Annotated in this window: 13 protein-coding genes; 10 read left to right on the top strand and 3 right to left on the bottom strand. The window is 37.6% G+C overall.

Annotated features, from left to right (window positions below; translation table 11 throughout):
- Positions 1 to 35 precede the first annotated feature (35 nt).
- On the bottom strand, positions 36 to 1,337 hold the full coding sequence (locus tag ACN0NP_RS01865) for an HD domain-containing protein (protein ID WP_423217450.1): 1,302 nt from the start codon (positions 1,335 to 1,337) through the stop codon (positions 36 to 38).
- Positions 1,338 to 1,433: 96 nt separating this feature from the next.
- On the opposite strand from ACN0NP_RS01865, the gene ACN0NP_RS01860 reads away from it, so the two are divergent.
- The 7 genes from ACN0NP_RS01860 (at position 1,434) to ftsX (ending at position 9,524) form a co-directional block, all read left to right on the top strand.
- Positions 1,434 to 2,312, top strand: a complete 879-nt coding sequence (locus ACN0NP_RS01860) for a TSUP family transporter (protein WP_423217449.1) — start codon at positions 1,434 to 1,436, stop codon at positions 2,310 to 2,312.
- A gap of 71 nt (positions 2,313 to 2,383) precedes the next feature.
- Positions 2,384 to 2,770 carry a DUF1934 domain-containing protein gene (locus tag ACN0NP_RS01855; protein WP_004232675.1) on the top strand — a complete coding sequence of 129 codons (387 nt, stop codon included), beginning with the start codon at positions 2,384 to 2,386 and terminating at the stop codon, positions 2,768 to 2,770.
- Between the two features lie 225 nt (positions 2,771 to 2,995).
- Positions 2,996 to 5,677, top strand: a complete 2,682-nt coding sequence (locus tag ACN0NP_RS01850) for a cation-translocating P-type ATPase (protein ID WP_423217448.1) — start codon at positions 2,996 to 2,998, stop codon at positions 5,675 to 5,677.
- A 97-nt stretch (positions 5,678 to 5,774) separates the two neighbouring features.
- Positions 5,775 to 6,422: an HAD family hydrolase gene (locus ACN0NP_RS01845; RefSeq protein ID WP_423214871.1), complete on the top strand. Its 648-nt coding sequence runs from the start codon at positions 5,775 to 5,777 to the stop codon at positions 6,420 to 6,422.
- A 344-nt stretch (positions 6,423 to 6,766) separates the two neighbouring features.
- A protein-coding gene (prfB, locus tag ACN0NP_RS01840) for a peptide chain release factor 2 (RefSeq protein ID WP_099046262.1) occupies positions 6,767 to 7,862 on the top strand; the annotation gives its coding sequence in 2 pieces (ribosomal slippage) (positions 6,767 to 6,838 and positions 6,840 to 7,862; 1,095 coding nt in all).
- A 47-nt stretch (positions 7,863 to 7,909) separates the two neighbouring features.
- Entirely contained in the window at positions 7,910 to 8,602 is a 693-nt protein-coding gene (gene ftsE, locus ACN0NP_RS01835; protein WP_004232666.1) for a cell division ATP-binding protein FtsE, read from the top strand.
- The gene (gene ftsX / locus ACN0NP_RS01830) at positions 8,595 to 9,524 is read left to right on the top strand and encodes a permease-like cell division protein FtsX (protein ID WP_074629375.1); all 930 of its coding nucleotides are present in this window, start codon (positions 8,595 to 8,597) and stop codon (positions 9,522 to 9,524) included. The genes ftsE and ftsX overlap by 8 nt, the downstream gene beginning before the upstream one ends.
- A gap of 35 nt (positions 9,525 to 9,559) precedes the next feature.
- Here the strand turns inward: ftsX and ACN0NP_RS01825 are convergent, their stop codons facing one another.
- Both ACN0NP_RS01825 and ACN0NP_RS01820 read right to left on the bottom strand, forming a co-directional pair.
- Positions 9,560 to 10,276, bottom strand: a complete 717-nt coding sequence (locus tag ACN0NP_RS01825; protein WP_423217447.1) for an alpha/beta hydrolase — start codon at positions 10,274 to 10,276, stop codon at positions 9,560 to 9,562.
- Complete coding sequence (locus ACN0NP_RS01820) at positions 10,273 to 10,914, bottom strand: MBL fold metallo-hydrolase (RefSeq protein WP_074566591.1); 642 nt, start codon at positions 10,912 to 10,914, stop codon at positions 10,273 to 10,275. The genes ACN0NP_RS01825 and ACN0NP_RS01820 overlap by 4 nt, the downstream gene beginning before the upstream one ends.
- Positions 10,915 to 11,039: 125 nt before the next feature.
- On the opposite strand from ACN0NP_RS01820, the gene ACN0NP_RS01815 reads away from it, so the two are divergent.
- Genes ACN0NP_RS01815 through ACN0NP_RS01805 form a run of 3 tightly spaced genes read left to right on the top strand, consistent with a single transcriptional unit; the run spans position 11,040 to position 15,202 of the window.
- Positions 11,040 to 13,523 (top strand): bifunctional DnaQ family exonuclease/ATP-dependent helicase, encoded by a 2,484-nt coding sequence (locus ACN0NP_RS01815; protein WP_423217446.1) that lies wholly within the window; start codon positions 11,040 to 11,042, stop codon positions 13,521 to 13,523.
- A gap of 30 nt (positions 13,524 to 13,553) precedes the next feature.
- Positions 13,554 to 14,024, top strand: coding sequence for a DUF5590 domain-containing protein (locus tag ACN0NP_RS01810; protein ID WP_021142753.1), 471 nt, complete (start codon positions 13,554 to 13,556; stop codon positions 14,022 to 14,024).
- Positions 14,021 to 15,202: a pyridoxal phosphate-dependent aminotransferase gene (locus ACN0NP_RS01805; RefSeq protein ID WP_021142752.1), complete on the top strand. Its 1,182-nt coding sequence runs from the start codon at positions 14,021 to 14,023 to the stop codon at positions 15,200 to 15,202. The genes ACN0NP_RS01810 and ACN0NP_RS01805 overlap by 4 nt, the downstream gene beginning before the upstream one ends.

Genomic DNA, 15,202 nt, shown 5'->3' with positions numbered 1-15,202 from the left:
ATGAAGTGGTTAGCAACATTTTAATCCTTACTCTTTTAGTTATGAAAAACGAAATGGTCGTTTGAAATGTAACTCATAAATTGCTTTTTATTTTGTGCAAAGAGGTCATTGTCCTCGAGCATTTCTTTTGGAAAATAGAAGCGTCGGTCGCCATAAATGGTTCCGGTTAAAGTTTTTACAATAGGTGAAATGGTTGAGAGTTCAACAACAGAGCCATCTTTTTGAATCATGTTAATCTCAGTGCGAGGTTCTTTCTTTTCAGGACGATAAATGTCGTACGGCAAATCAAAATTAACATGGATTCCTGTGTAATATTCGGGGTCAAAACCGACTGATTTGACTAGGTCGACCAAGTGGCTGAGCTCTTTACGAGAATCTTCTTCAAAAGTAATAGATTTTAAAACTTTACGATTGATAAATCTGCTAGCTAAATCAGCCAAAATCTTATCCTCAGATTTCATCCAAGCTTGAAAGTATGTGTTCATAACCCCGTCATCTAAAGCAAGATAATCTTCTAAGCTAGCCTCATTTGCTAAAAATGGTATTAAATTAGGCGAGCATTTTTCAAAAAATTGACTGTCGAGTTGGTAGAGGTGTTTAGCTCGTTTTAGGAGATTTTGCAACAAAACTTCCATGCCTCGACTGGCTGGGTGAAAGTAAACTTGCATGTACATTTGGAATCGACTGACGATATAATCCTCGACAGCATGCATACCATTATACTCAAACACAATGCCATCTTTTGTCGGACGAATAACGCGCAGAATACGTGTTAAATCAAACTGTCCATATTTTGCACCACTGTAATATGAATCTCGCAAAAGATAGTCCATGCGGTCACAATCAATTTGACTCGAGATGAGTTGTACGACTTGTTTATTATGATAGGTGTGGTTGATAACACTAGCAACTTTTTCTGGAAAATCAGGCGACACACGTTTTAAAATAGCGTTGATTTCAGTATCAGGGTTGGTGATGATTTCTTGCGTAATAGCTTCGTGGTCGGTATCAAAAAGTTTTTCAAAAGTGTGCGAATAAGCACCGTGTCCGACATCGTGCAATAGTGCAGCTACCATGGTTAAAAGATTTTCACTAGAATCCCAAATATCAGGAAATTTCTCATCGAAAATTTCTGTGACACGTCTAGCAATTTCATAAACACCAAGGCAGTGTGAAAAGCGACTGTGTTCAGCACCATGGAAGGTATAAACAGTTGTCGAAACCTGCTTAACACGGCGTAGACGTTGAAATTCTCTAGTATTGATAAGGTCATAAATGACCGGATGATTAACAGTTATATAATTGTGAACTGGGTCACGAAATACTTTTTCATTCATAATTTCATTATAGCAAAAATGCTCAAAAATCCTGACTATTTAAATCGTGTCATATTTGTATTTACGAATTTTGAAAAATTGCTTATAATTGAGACTATGACAAATGAACTTATTTTACGTTTAATCCAATTATTTTTGGTATTTTTGATTATCTGGGTTTGGGGAAATATCTTTCTCCATGCCAAGAAAAATAAAATTAATCTAAAAGAAAAATTCTGGACAGGTCTTTGGATTGGGTATTTTACTGACCTATTAGATACCTTGGGAATTGGGACTTTTGCCACGAGTACCGCTCTTTTTAAGGCAACAAAATTAGTCAAAGATGATAAACAAATTCCAGCAACGCTGTCTACAGCGCACGTCATTCCGGTAATGATTGAGGCACTTTGTTTTATTACGATTGTCAAAGTAGAATTGCCGACCTTGCTAACAATGGCAGCAGCTTCATTTGCAGGCGCTTTTGTCGGAACACGAATCACTAAAAATTGGCCGACACAAAAAGTACAAAGGGTATTAGGAACTTTGCTGATTGTTGCAGCTATTATCATGGGATACCGCATGATTGCAAATCCAGGTGCTGGAGTGGGTGATAGTGTTCACGGACTTCATGGCATTTGGCTCATGATTGGGGTTGTTTTCAACTTTACGGTTGGTATTTTGATGACGATGGGACTTGGAAATTACGCTCCAGAGTTGATTTTCTTCTCACTACTTGGAATCAATCCATCGGTAGCACTTCCAGTTATGATGCTTGATGCCGCCGTTATCATGTCAGCAAGTACGACAGATTTTATCAAATCAGGTCGCGTGAACTGGCCTGGTGTGCTAGGAATTATTGTTGGTGGTTCTCTTGGAGTACTGACAGCAGCATTTTTCCTCAGTCAACTTGATATCAATAAATTCAAGGTTCTTATTATTTTCATTGCTATTTTTACTGGAACAAGCTTGCTTCGCTCATCAGCTATCAAGCGCTAAATCAGCGCAATTTCTGGCTTTACGAAGGAAGAATTGGTATAATTTTAGAGAAAGGAAGAAGCTAATACTAGATGAAACTTCATATTAAGAATAAGATTAATGTTGATGGACAAGTTGAGTTCGTTGAGCAATCATACCCTGTCAAATTAACAGAAAAAAATGGTCATATCTATCTTACTTACACTAATGAAGAAAAAGAAACTGTTATGTTGAAATGTAATGACCAAGAATTGATTATGACACGCTATTCAAATCCAAAATCAATCATGCGTTTTCATCGTGAAAATCCAGCTGTAGTTGCTATTCCAACTCCTGTTGGATTACAACATTTACAAACAAAAACAAGCGTTTATGAATTGGATGAAACTAAGCAAAATCTAAAAATTCATTATCAACTAAAACAGCTTGAAGGAGATAGTGTTTTTGCCAATTATCAACTAGAAATCAAATGGTTGTAAGCATAAACAAAGCTTGATATATAAGGCTTTGTGACTAATGTGTTTAGTTGACAAACTTTTTAAAAATTGATATGATTACTCTGTATTCAAGGGAGTAGCAGACGGGTAAATCCCGTGACATGGTCGTCATTACGAAAGAAATTTCCGGCCCTGTCTTAAACAGCGAGACTTGTTTTAAAAAACAGGTCTCTTTTTCTATAGAGGAGACCATAGGAGGAAGCTATTTTGTCTAAAGAACAAAGTAAAGCTCTGTTTTATACACAGAGCAAAGATGAAACATTGGAAACTCTAAATTCATCACGTGAAGGTTTGTCTACAGCAGAAGCTCATAAACGCTTGGACGAATACGGTCACAACGAACTTGATGAAGGTGAAAAACGTGGCTTGCTAGCTAAGTTTATTGACCAGTTCAAGGACTTGATGATTATTATCTTGTTGGTTGCAGCAGCACTTTCTGTCATCACAGAAGGTATGCACGGTTTAACTGATGCTTTGATTATTTTAGCCGTTGTTATTTTGAATGCTGCATTTGGTGTTTACCAAGAAGGTCAAGCAGAAGCGGCGATTGAAGCTCTTAAAGATATGTCAAGTCAAATCGCTCGTGTCCGTCGTGATGGTCATGTAGTGGAAATTGATTCACGTGAATTGGTTCCTGGTGATATTGTCATGCTTGAAGCTGGTGATGTTGTTCCAGCTGATATGCGACTTTTAGAAGCAGCATCATTGAAAATTGAAGAAGCTGCTCTTACAGGTGAATCAGTTCCAGTTGAAAAAGATTTGTCAGTTGAAGTACCTGCTGATGCAGGAATCGGTGACCGTGTAAACATGGCTTACCAAAACTCAAACGTTACTTACGGACGAGGTGTTGGTGTCGTTGTTAATACAGGTATGTACACAGAAGTTGGTAAAATTGCTGACATGCTTGCCAACGCTGATGAAACAGATACACCACTTAAACAAAGTTTGAACCAATTGTCTAAAGTATTGACATACTTGATTGTTGGTATCGCTGCTGTTACTTTCCTTATCGGTGTTTTTGTTCGAGGAGAAGCTCCACTTAATGGTTTAATGGTTGCCGTAGCACTTGCCGTGGCTGCTATCCCAGAAGGACTTCCAGCCATTGTGACAATTGTCTTGTCAATGGGAACAACAACACTTGCTAAACGTAATTCAATCGTTCGTAAATTACCAGCTGTTGAAACACTTGGTTCTACAGAAATCATTGCATCAGATAAAACTGGTACATTGACAATGAACCAAATGACAGTCGAAAAAGTTTACACAAACGGAAAATTGCAAAGCTCTGCAAGCGAGATTGCATCTGACAATAACACACTTCGTGTTATGAACTTTGCAAATGATACAAAAATCGATCCAAATGGTAAATTGATTGGTGACCCAACTGAAACAGCACTTGTTCAATTTGGTCTTGATCACAGCTTTGACATTCGTGAAGTGTTGAAAGCAGAACCACGTGTGGCTGAATTGCCATTTGATTCAGATCGTAAGTTGATGTCAACTATCCACAAAGAAGCTGACGGTAAATATTTTGTCGCTGTTAAAGGTGCGCCTGACCAACTTCTTAAACGTGTGACACGTATTGAAGAAAATGGTCAAGTTCGCGATATTACTGCAGAAGAAAAAGAAGCTATTCTTAATGTCAATAAAGACCTTGCCAAACAAGCACTTCGTGTTTTGATGATGGCTTACAAATATGTTTCTGAAGTTCCAAATCTTGAATCAGAAATTATTGAAGCTGATTTGATTTTCTCAGGTCTTGTCGGAATGATTGACCCTGAACGTCCAGAAGCTGCTAAAGCCGTAGCAGTTGCTAAAGAAGCTGGTATTCGTCCAATCATGATTACTGGTGACCACCAAGATACAGCGGAAGCTATTGCCAAACGTCTTGGTATCATTGAAGATGACGGTGAAGACCATGTCTTTACAGGTGCTGAACTAAATGAATTGTCTGACGAAGAATTCCAAAAAGTCTTCAAACAATACTCAGTTTATGCGCGTGTATCTCCTGAACATAAAGTTCGTATCGTTAAAGCTTGGCAAAATGAAGGTAAGGTTGTTGCCATGACTGGTGATGGTGTTAACGATGCGCCATCACTTAAAACAGCTGATATCGGTATTGGTATGGGTATCACAGGTACTGAAGTATCTAAAGGTGCTTCAGACATGGTCCTTGCTGATGATAACTTTGCAACTATTATTGTTGCGGTTGAAGAAGGACGTAAAGTCTTCTCTAACATTCAAAAATCAATTCAATATCTTCTTTCAGCCAACATGGCAGAAGTATTTACAATCTTCTTTGCTACTTTATTTGGTTGGGATGTTCTTCAACCAGTTCACCTTCTTTGGATTAACTTGGTAACTGATACACTACCAGCGATTGCACTTGGTGTTGAACCTGCTGAACCAGATGTGATGACTCACAAACCTCGTGGTCGTAAATCAAACTTCTTTGACGGTGGGGTTATGGGAGCCATTATCTATCAAGGTATCTTCCAAACATTGCTTGTTTTAGGTGTCTATGCTTGGGCATTGATGTTCCCAGAACATGCTTCAAATCGCATGATGCACGAAGATGCGTTGACAATGGCATTTGCAACACTTGGTCTTATCCAATTGCTTCATGCCTTTAACGTAAAATCTGTTTACCAATCAATTTTCACTGTTGGTGCATTCAGAAATAGAACCTTTAACTGGGCAATTCCAGTAGCCTTCCTTCTTTTGATGGTGACTATTGCAGTGCCTGGATTTAACCAACTCTTCCATGTATCACACTTGAGTGTTACTCAATGGTTGGCTGTTATTGTGGGAAGTCTATTGATGGTTGTTCTTACAGAAATTGTAAAAGCTGTTCAACGTCTACTTGGACAAGACGAAAAGGCTATTTAAAAAATATCATGAAAGTCAGGCTGCATATAGCAGTCTGATTTTTATTTTCTGAAAAATGTTTGAAAGTTTTATGGTAGAATATTTTCAGGAGGCTGTCATGATTAAAGCAATTATATTTGATATGGATGGTGTTTTATTTAACACTGAGAGTTTTTATTTTAAACGACGTGAAGCATTTTTGGCGAGCAAGGGAATTTCTATCAAGCATTTACCACCTAAATTTTTCGTTGGTGGTCGTATCGATCAATTTTGGGAAAAAATTTTAGGTGACAAGATTTCTGATTATGATACCAAAGCTTTGGAGGATGAATACACTGCTTATAAAAGCGTTCATCGACCAGATTACAAGAGCTTGGTTTTCTCTGATGCCAAGACAGTTTTAGCAGAGCTGAAAGCAAAAGGATTTGTTTTAGCATTGGCTTCAAATACTGTTCGTAGTGATGTCGAAGCTGCTTTGACAAAATGTGGGTTAATCGAATATTTCACATATATTTTGACAGGAGATGATTTTACAGAAGGTAAGCCAAATCCTGCCATTTATAATGCCGCATGTGCCAAGTTAAGGTTTGATAAAGATGACATTGTTATAATTGAGGATAGCCAAAAAGGTATTCAAGCAGGAGTAGCTGCAGGCGTTCGTGTCATTGCCATTCGAGATAAAGAGTTTGGTGTTGATCAATCAAAAGCAAGTATTTTGGTTGATAATTTGACAGAAGCTATGCAAGTGATTGACAAAGAATCTTAATAATTTTGTCAATTGCTAGCAATGGTAGGAAATAGCAATTTTAAGGGCTTTATGGTAAAATAGAAAGACAGTAATAGAACTATGTAAACTTGATAATCAAGGATAGTTTTAGAGGTTCGGCAAGCGCTGTGAAAGAGGAACTTTTCTTAGAACTTCGATGTCCTTCGTCGAATTCCTATTTTTGCTTTGCTTGTTTAAGGAACTTAGTATCTTAAGTTAACTGAATTCGTCCTAAAAGCGTCGTGAAAAAGATAATTCTCCTTGTGTCACAAGACACAGCGTCGAATTTCTATTTTCATCTCGCTTTCTTGACGGACTAAATATCTTAATAAAGGAGTTATCTCATGGAAGTGGCTGAAATCCGCCAAAAAATAGTAGAAAATCAAGAGAAGTTGACTAGCTTCAGGAGGTCTCTTTGACTTAGATCGTTTGGAAGAAGACATTGCGCTTCTTGAAAACAAAATGACTGAGCCAGACTTTTGGAACGACAACATTGCGGCACAGAAAACTTCTCAAGAGTTAAATAGTTTGAAACAAACTTATGAGACTTTTAATGAAATGCAAGAGTTGTCAGATGAAACAGAGCTTTATCTAGAAATGCTAGATGAAGATGATTCTATTCAATCTGAGTTGGAAGAAACTCTCGAAAAACTTGATAAAATCATGACAAGTTATGAAATGACTCTTCTCTTGTCAGAACCTTATGACCGTAACAACGCCATCTTGGAAATTCACCCAGGTTCTGGTGGTACGGAAGCTCAAGATTGGGCTGATATGCTTTTCCGTATGTATACACGTTATGGAAATGCTAAAGGTTTCAAAGTTGAAACCCTTGATTATCAAGCAGGTGATGAAGCAGGTATCAAGTCAGTGACACTTTCTTTTGAAGGACCAAATGCTTATGGTCTTTTGAAATCAGAAATGGGTGTTCACCGTTTGGTGCGTATCTCACCATTTGATTCTGCAAAACGTCGTCACACATCATTCTCTTCTGTTGAAGTGATGCCAGAATTGGATGACACTATTGAAGTTGAAATTCGTGATGACGATATTAAAATGGACACTTTCCGTTCAGGTGGTGCCGGTGGACAAAACGTCAACAAGGTTTCTACAGGGGTGCGTTTGACTCACATTCCAACAGGAATCGTCGTAGCATCTACGGTAGACCGTACGCAATATGGTAACCGAGACCGCGCTATGAAAATGCTGCAAGCTAAACTTTATCAATTAGAACAAGAGAAAAAAGCACAAGAGGTTGATGCTCTTAAAGGTGATAAAAAAGAAATCACATGGGGTAGCCAAATTCGCTCTTATGTCTTCACTCCATATACAATGGTTAAAGACCACCGTACTGGATATGAAGTTGCTCAAGTGGATAAAGTCATGGACGGTGACATTGATGGTTTCATCGACGCTTTCTTGAAATGGCGTATTGATTAACCAAAAAGTAAAATTTTAGGATAACAAAATTGTAAAGGAAATTACAAATGGCATTAATTGAAATGAAAGGCGTAACGAAAAAGTATCGCCGCTCAACAACTGCTTTGAGAGATATTAACGTATCTGTCGACCCAGGTGAATTTGTTTATATTGTTGGTCCTTCTGGTGCTGGTAAATCTAGCTTTATTAAGTTGCTTTACCGTGAAGAAAAAGTTTCTGCTGGATCACTTAAAGTCGGTGAGTTCGATCTTACAAAACTAAAAAAACGTCAGATCCCAATTTTACGTCGTAGCATCGGTGTAGTCTTCCAAGATTATAAACTACTTCCTAAAAAGACAGTTTTTGAAAATGTTGCGTATGCAATGCAAGTTATTGGTGAAAAACCACGTGAAATCAAAAAACGTGTTCCAGAAGTACTTGAATTGGTTGGGTTAAAACACAAAATGCGTTCATTCCCAGGTCAATTATCTGGTGGTGAACAACAACGTGTTGCGATTGCGCGTGCAATTGTTAACAATCCAAAAGTTTTGATTGCTGATGAACCAACTGGTAACCTTGACCCAGAAATTTCATGGGAAATCATGCAATTGTTAGAACGTATTAACCTTCAAGGAACAACAGTTCTAATGGCAACTCACAACAAACAAATCGTTGATAACCTTCGTCACCGCGTTATTGCTATCGAAGAAGGAAAAATTGTACGTGATGAAGAGGAAGGAGAATACGGATATAATGATTAGAAATTTTTTCCGCCATTTGTGGGAATCCATTAAAAGTTTGAAACGTAATATCTGGATGACCATTGCTTCAGTCAGCTCAGTTGCAATTACCCTAACTTTGGTTGGTATCTTCGCTGCTGTTTTGATGAACGTTGAAAAAGTCGCTCAAGGTATTGAAAATAACATCCAAATTAACGTTTACTTGGATGTGAACTCAGCAGATAACTCTGAGACAAAGACAAACGAAGTTGGTGAAACTGTCCAAAACGATTCATTCCACCAAGTTTATGACCACATTAATGCTATTTCTGGTGTAAAATCTGTTACTTTCTCAAGTAAAGATGACCAATTAGCTAAACTAAAAGAAACTTACGGTGATGACTGGGCAATGTTTGATGGTGATTCAAACCCACTTCAAGATGTTTATATCGTAGAAGCAACATCAGCATCAAAAGTTAAAAAAATTGCTAAGAAGATTTCAAAAATTGAAGGTGTTGAGTCAGTTGACTATGGTGGTTCAAACTCAGACCAACTTTTCAAAGTTTCTAAATTCATCCGCACATGGGGATTTGCAGGAACAGTTCTTCTTGTAATCATTGCTATCTTCTTGATTTCAAATACAATTCGTATGACTATCATGTCTCGTCATCGTGATATCGAAATCATGCGTTTGGTTGGTGCTAAAAACTCTTACATCCGTGGCCCATTCTTCTTTGAAGGTGCTTGGGTTGGACTTCTTGGAGCAATCGTACCATCAATTATTGTTTACTTTGCATACAAAGCTGTATATGCTTCAGTAAATCCACAATTTGAAGTTCAAGGTTTAACATTGTACCCTGCTGATTCATTTGTTCCAATGCTTATTGGAGGTATGTTCTGTGTGGGAATTATCATCGGATCAGTTGGTTCAGTGATTTCAATGCGACGTTATCTTAAAATTTAATATAAAAAAACAACTTCTGATTTCAGAAGTTGTTTTTAGTTTATAAAGTTTGATACGGCAGCTGTAATTTGTTTTTCTTGATTTTTTTGTGAGATTGTTGCATCGCCGTCTTTTGATTGGTGACCATAATCTCCAAATTCGCTGTGATTTCCACCAGAAATGGATAGGTAAGTTGTATTGCTTGGTAGTCTCTTCTTAGCGGATTTATATTGGTCCCATTTAAGAACCTTATCGTTGCTAGCTGTGATTGATAAGACCTTCAAGTGTCGTTTAGAAAGATTAACTTTTTCAGAAGGGTAGCTTGCGAGTAGAATTAAGCCAGAAATATTATCTGATTTTGCAGAGCTTGCATTCATACAAGCAACAACGCCACCAAGTGAGTGCCCAGCAAGATATACATTTTTTAGTTTTTTCGCCTTGATGATAGACAATGCTTTCTGACTTGAAAGGACTGGTAAATTTAGTGGTGTTTTCAAAATATAGACGTCATAGCCTGATTTTGATAAGTCTTTTGCTAAGCCAGCGTAAGCTTTCTCTTCGACAAGAGCACCTTGATAGAAAACAATATTTGCTTTTGTGCTCCCTTTACTTTCAAAGAATAGATAGTCTTTTGTGATTTTAGCGGATTTAGCAGCTGCCATAGAGTTTTTGTGTGCTTGGTAGGTTTTGTGGCGAATAAAGCCAAGACCTAAAGCAAGCAGTGCTGCCAAACAAACTAAAAAGTAGAGTAGAAATTTTTTAAGTTTTTTCATAATGTGTTAAAATACGGATTAAAATTCTTTTCATGTGCAATAGTCGTTTCACGACCATGTCCAGGGTAAACAGTAAAGTGATTTGGTAAGGTGAACAATTCAGACTTAATGCTTTCAATGAGTTGATTAGCATTTCCAGTCGGTAAATCGGTACGTCCAATAGTTTCACGAAAAAGAGCATCACCTGTTAAAACGACCTCGTCATCTGGAAAGACTAGAGACACGCTTCCCCATGAGTGCCCAGGTGTCATGCGCGCTTGGAAACGAAAGCCAGATAACTTGTAATCATCAGTGTATTGGAAATGATACTCAGCCGGTTTTAAAATAATATCGTCCATGTCGGCGTGACGGTCGAGCCCTGAGAAGTTGTCTTTTGGCGAATAAAGCCAAGACGCTTCTTTCTCAGAAATATAAACAGGTGGGTGACCAAAGGCATCGCGAATCACATCAAGTCCCATGATATGGTCATAATGAGCATGTGTGAGTAAAATGGCAGCGACTGGTTTATCAAGTGATTGAATTTTTTCTTTGATTTTATCAGTATCGCTACCAGGGTCAACAACGATGATTGCTTGGTCATTGACTAATAAATAAGTGTTTTCACGTGCAACGTGATTTAGTAATCTAAAAATTTTCATAAAAAAAGTGTATCAAAAAAGTTTTGAAAAGTCATACGATGTCATTTTTCAAAAATTCTCTTTTCCTGTATTTATCATTGGGATTAGGTGAATGTCACTCCTAAAAATGGTATAATTTAAATGTTATGATGCAAGTTAATTCTCAAAAATATGCTGTTGTTGATTTGGAGGCTACGGGCGCCCACGCAATGGCAGAAATTATTCAGGTTGGCATTGTCATTATTGAAAATAATAAAATTGTGAAGACTTATCAAACGGATGTTAATCCGCACGAGCCACTAACTGAACATATCATTAATTTGACAGGGATAACTGACGAACAGTTGGCTAAAGCGCCAGATTTTTCACAGGTTGCCCAAAAGATTTACAACATGATTTCAGATTGTGTTTTCGTTGCTCACAATGTAAAATTTGATGCCAATCTTTTAGCAGAAAAATTATTTTTAGAAGGCTACGAATTGCGTACGCCGCTTGTCGATACTGTTGAGTTATCACAGGTCTTTTATCCGACCCTTGAAAAATACACTTTAGGTCATTTGGCTGATGTTTTACAACTTGATTTGACAGATGCGCATACGGCTATTTCAGATGCTTATGCAACAGCTCAGCTATTGTTAAAATTAAAAGAAAAAATGGCAAGCATGCCAAAAGAGCTTTTAGAGCAGCTTTTGCCTTTGGCTGATAATCTTGTGTTTGAAACGGGAATGTTGGTTGAAGAAGGTTTTAAAAAAGCTAAGGTCATGTCGAAAAAGGATTACCAAGAAGTTGGTGGTCTGATTTTACGACAACCAAAAGAGCTTGGTAGTGAACGTAAGATGTCAGATGATTTTGAGCTTAATATGGCACTTTTGGGTTTGGATGCGCGTGAGAAGCAAAAGCAATTTGCTCAGATGGTTAAAGATGATTTTCAGTCGTCTAAGGTTTCATTTTTAGAAGCACAAGCAGGGCTTGGAAAAACTTATGGCTATTTGCTGCCACTTTTACAATTGTCTCAGGATGAACAAGTTATTGTCTCAGTGCCGACGAAGATTTTGCAAGACCAGATTATGGCAAATGAGGTTAAGCATCTTCAGGATGTTTTCCATACATCTTGTGCGTCAATCAAAGGTCCTGGAAATTATATTAAACTAGATAGTTTTGCGCAAAGCCTACGCCATGAAGGTGATAATCGTCTGGTCAATCGCTATAAAATGCAACTTCTGGTCTGGTTGACAGAGACTCTCACTGGAGACTTGGATGAAATCAGACAAAAGCAGCGCTATGAAGCCTATTTTGAACAGATTAAACACGATGGTAATTTGAGTGAAAAATCATTGTTCAAAGAAGTTGATTTTTGGAACCGTAACTATGAAAGAGCTAAGCAAAGCAAGCTTTTGATTATCAATCATGCTTATTTCTTAGAACGTGTTCAGGATGATAAGGCATTTGCGGCAAATAAAATTTTGGTTTTTGATGAAGCTCAAAAATTAATTTTGAACCTAGAACAATTTTCACGTCGTCGTGTGAATGTTACTCAATTGGTTCAAAAACTTGAAAAGCATTTAGATTCTGCACTTCCGATGCTTGAAAAACGTTTAATTGAAAGTCTTTCTTTCCAATTAACTCACTTGGCAACGCGTTTTTATCAAAATCAAGAAGTCTATGTGACGACTGAGGATGCTAGAAAACTAGAGCAAGCAGTTAATGAGCTTTTGGCTGTTAATGCTGATTGGCGTTATCTGTGCTTAGAAGATTTGATGAATTTGTTTGCGCAGCCATTTACTGATTTTTGGTTTGAGACAAGTTATGAAAATGAAAAACGTCAAACCTACTTGAATGCAAGTAGTGATGAGCTTTTGAATTTCCAAGAATTTTTACCAGAAACTCGAAAAACGTATATGGTTTCAGCTACACTACACATTAGTCCTCAAGTTAGTCTTGCTGATTTGCTTGGATTTGAGCAGTATCATTATATGAGCATTGCGCGTGATAAGAACAGCTCACAACGTATTTGGATTGATGAAGAGATGCCAAATGTTACTGAGATTTCAGAAGAAGAGTATGCTTCGGTGATTGCTGAGCGCATCTATCAAATTAGGCAACTAGATGAGCGAATGTTGGTTCTTTTCAATTCTAAACAAGCTATGTTTGATGTTTCTGAACGTTTAGATGAGATGGATTTGCATCATTTGACTCAGGAGAAAAATGGTACTGCCTATAATGTTAAACGTCGTTTTGAACGTGGTGAGAGTCACATTCTTCTTGGAACAGGTGCTTTCTGGGAAGGAGTAGACTTTGTTCAATCAGATAAGATGATTGAAGTCATTACTCGTTTACCGTTTGAAAATCCAAAAGATTTATTTGTTCAGAAAATCAGTAACCATTTGTTAGCGCAAGTAAAATCACCTTTTAATGATTATTCTTTACCCCTTGCGATTTTAAAACTCAAACAAGCCATTGGTAGAACCATGAGACGTGATAATCAACGTTCGGCTGTGCTTCTACTTGATTCGCGAATTTTGACAAAATCGTACGGAAAAACAATCAGTGACTCATTATCTGAAGAATTTTTCATTTCTCATCAAAAATTTTCAAAGAGTCTCACTGAAATAAAGAATTTTCTGCTATAATAAAAGGGATAAACAAAAAGGGAGAAGTAAATGAAAAAATTAACACCAGTAAAACAGTATTTACTCGGTTTTAGCTTGATTTTATTAGTTCTCTTGATTTCTGCTGCAACAGTTTTGTTTTTAGCAATGAAACCAAGACTAAGCGCAGAAAAAGTGGCGACTCAAGTAGCCATTGATACAGCTGATTTGGTACAGACATCTTCTGTTGACCTTTATAATGGTTCTAAGACTTATTACAGTGTTTATGGAACTACGGCTTCTGGTGATCAGAAGATTGTTTCTGTGGGTGAAGACAATGGCAAGGTATTTGTCTATTCTGTAAGCGATGGAATCAGTCGCAAAGAAGCTGAGCAAGTAGCTGCAGCAAACGGAGCGACTGGTATTTCAAAAGTTGTTTATGGTATTGATGGAAAGACACCAATTTGGGAAGTCACTGCTACTGATGGTTATTATCTTGTTAACTTTGAAACAAGTGAGCTCGTGAAGAAGGAGGGCATATGACAAACTTATCAAATCGCGTGTTGAACATGGAAGAAAGTGTGACTTTAGCAGCAAGTGCGCGTGCCAAAGCTTTGAAAGCACAAGGACGTGATGTGTTATCACTGACTTTAGGAGAACCAGATTTTGTAACTCCTAAAAATATTCAAGATGCTGCAATCGAAGCAATCCAAAATGGTAAAGCTAGCTTTTATACAGTTGCTTCAGGTCTCCCAGAATTGAAGGATGCTATCAATAATTACATGGAAAATTTCTATGGTTACTCAGTCAATCGTAATCAAATTGTTGTAGCAACTGGTGCAAAATTTATTCTGTATACTTTCTTTACGACTGTTCTTAATCCAGGCGATGAAGTTATTATTCCAACACCATGTTGGGTGTCTTATGTCGATCAAGTTAAAATGGTTGATGGTGTTCCTGTAACTGTTCAAACGACTGAAGAAAATCATTTCAAAGCGACTGTTGAACAGTTAGAAGCAGCTCGTACTGATAAAACAAAAGTTCTATTGCTAAATTCACCATCTAATCCAACTGGTATGATTTATAGCCGTGATGAATTAGAAGCGATTGGTAATTGGGCAGTCGAGCACAATGTTTTAATTCTAGCAGACGACATTTATGGTCGATTGGTTTATAATGGTAATGAGTTCACACCGATTTCATCAATTTCTGAAGCGATTAGAAATCAAACAGTTGTTGTTAACGGTACTTCAAAAACTTATGCCATGACTGGTTGGCGCGTTGGTTTTGCGGTTGGTAGTGAAGAAATTATTTCTGGTATGGCAAAAGTTATTAGCCAAACGACCTCAAACCTCACTGCTGTTTCTCAGTATGCTGCTATTGAAGCATTTACTGGCCCACAAGATTCTATCGAAGAAATGCGTCAAGCTTTCGAAGAACGTCTTAATACGATTTACCCATTGCTTTGTGAAGTTCCAGGTTTTGAAGTTATCAAGCCTCAAGGCGCTTTCTATCTTTTCCCTAACGTGAAAAAAGCAATGGAAATGAAAGGTTACACTGATGTGACTGCCTTTACGACTGCCATTCTTGAAGAAGCAGAAGTAGCTCTTGTTACTGGTGCAGGATTTGGTGCGCCTGAAAATGTTCGTTTGAGTTATGCAACTGATTTGGATACGTTGAAAGAGGCTGTAAGACGTTTGAAAGTCTTCATGGAAAGCTAA

Origin of the sequence: Streptococcus equinus (assembly GCF_049393805.1) — a bacterium.
GTDB classification, from domain to species: Bacteria; Bacillota; Bacilli; order Lactobacillales; family Streptococcaceae; genus Streptococcus; species Streptococcus equinus.
Note: the sequence above shows the minus strand (reverse complement) of the source record. Positions and strands in the feature narration are given on the sequence as shown.

Bases quoted from the DNA above. Each gene is read 5' to 3' on its own strand.
- ACN0NP_RS01865 (WP_423217450.1), bottom strand. From the start codon at position 1,337: ATGAATGAAAAAGTATTTCGTGACCCAGTTCACAATTATATAACTGTT.
- ACN0NP_RS01860 (WP_423217449.1), top strand. From the start codon at position 1,434: ATGACAAATGAACTTATTTTACGTTTAATCCAATTATTTTTGGTATTT.
- ACN0NP_RS01855 (WP_004232675.1), top strand. From the start codon at position 2,384: ATGAAACTTCATATTAAGAATAAGATTAATGTTGATGGACAAGTTGAG.
- ACN0NP_RS01845 (WP_423214871.1), top strand. From the start codon at position 5,775: ATGATTAAAGCAATTATATTTGATATGGATGGTGTTTTATTTAACACT.
- ftsE (WP_004232666.1), top strand. From the start codon at position 7,910: ATGGCATTAATTGAAATGAAAGGCGTAACGAAAAAGTATCGCCGCTCA.
- ftsX (WP_074629375.1), top strand. From the start codon at position 8,595: ATGATTAGAAATTTTTTCCGCCATTTGTGGGAATCCATTAAAAGTTTG.
- ACN0NP_RS01825 (WP_423217447.1), bottom strand. From the start codon at position 10,276: ATGAAAAAACTTAAAAAATTTCTACTCTACTTTTTAGTTTGTTTGGCA.
- ACN0NP_RS01820 (WP_074566591.1), bottom strand. From the start codon at position 10,914: ATGAAAATTTTTAGATTACTAAATCACGTTGCACGTGAAAACACTTAT.
- ACN0NP_RS01815 (WP_423217446.1), top strand. From the start codon at position 11,040: ATGATGCAAGTTAATTCTCAAAAATATGCTGTTGTTGATTTGGAGGCT.
- ACN0NP_RS01810 (WP_021142753.1), top strand. From the start codon at position 13,554: ATGAAAAAATTAACACCAGTAAAACAGTATTTACTCGGTTTTAGCTTG.
- ACN0NP_RS01805 (WP_021142752.1), top strand. From the start codon at position 14,021: ATGACAAACTTATCAAATCGCGTGTTGAACATGGAAGAAAGTGTGACT.